Below are 1329 nucleotides of genomic sequence, written 5' to 3' on the forward strand. Positions count from 1 at the left end.
TTGGGGTGTTGATTTGGAAGTCCCCACTTTTTTATCTGTATCAGGTTTTCTTTTACCAAGTGCAAAACTAACTACATTTTTTGTTTCAATAATAGATTCAATTTCATTAATTTCGCTATCACTAAAAGGTGTAGTTCTATAAAAATATCTTGTATCATCTTTTTTTCCATTTCTTTTTTTAAATTGGAGAAAATAACGATTTTCAATTAGTTCTTCTAAGATTGTATTAACAGATACACGCTTGTTCTTTTTAAACCTAGAGTATAATTCTTTTCTTTGTAATTGATAACTTTCAGGATAAGAGATTAAGTGACATAAAAGCCCAATAGCTTGCAAACTTAAATCCTTAGATTGTAATAGTTCTCTAGGTAACATTTCAAATGCATCTTCAAACCTATTATTATATTGAACTGAATTATTTGGTAAGTGGAATTGGTTGCCGATAAAAGAAGCCATAGATCCACTTTCAGAAATGCTAATACTATTAGAATCAAATGGGACAATATCAAAGAAATAATGATGTGTGTATTTACTACCTTCACGAACCTTTATTTCTTTTGCATAATTACATCCTTCTAGTTCTTTCCAACATTTTCTTATGCTTTTCTCTTTGTTAAATGGATAACGATGATATAGTTCTGTTTTTCGAATTATCCAATCATCCTTATATGACTTTAAATTTAAAAGAAGTCCTAATGCTTCTAAGCTCATATCTATATGTTCTGGTGCTTGAAGTAATTCACGCGGTATTACCTCATATGGGAGCTTTTTTGATGTTATTTTGCTAAGATTAGCGGTATTAAACGAATTAGTCTCTACCATAAAATTTCCTCCTACTTATGATAGAAGGTAGAAGAAAAAACATTTCACTTTTATACTTTTCTAAAAATAAAAATTATGTTATCTTATTTATAGGAATTAACAACAAAGTATGTTTTTTCTTTTACAACAACTACCAATGATCCATTAATTTGTTGACTGACGTGGAAATCTAACAACAAATTGATGGTCTTTTTTTTGCCTTTTTTCATAGTATTTTGTCACAATATGTAGCTCTGAATATATCTTACTATCAAAAACAACCTATGCATAGGTAAACTCAAAATAAATCATTTGAAATTTATTATAAGATAACATATACTCAATGTATATTCAATATATAATTGAGTATACAGAAAAATCCATTTATTATACTATGATATTAAATGGATTTTCTTCATAATACTCTATTTCTCTTCATTTTTCGCCATATTTCTGGTATGATGTGGAAGAATGAAATAGTGATATAGTTTTGTATGAATTTTTTGTGAATTAAATAAACAATTCATA

The 1329-nt window shown here is 27.3% G+C and carries 1 pseudogene; it reads right to left on the minus strand.

What is annotated here, in order from left to right:
* Window positions 1–822: pseudogene (locus MR107_RS30060) on the minus strand (hypothetical protein); the annotation flags it as partial.
* Between the last annotated feature and the right edge of the window lie 507 nt (window positions 823–1329).

The sequence above is a fragment of the Bacillus cereus group sp. BfR-BA-01441 genome, assembly GCF_022663075.1.
In the GTDB taxonomy this organism is placed as follows: domain Bacteria; phylum Bacillota; class Bacilli; order Bacillales; family Bacillaceae_G; genus Bacillus_A; species Bacillus_A cereus.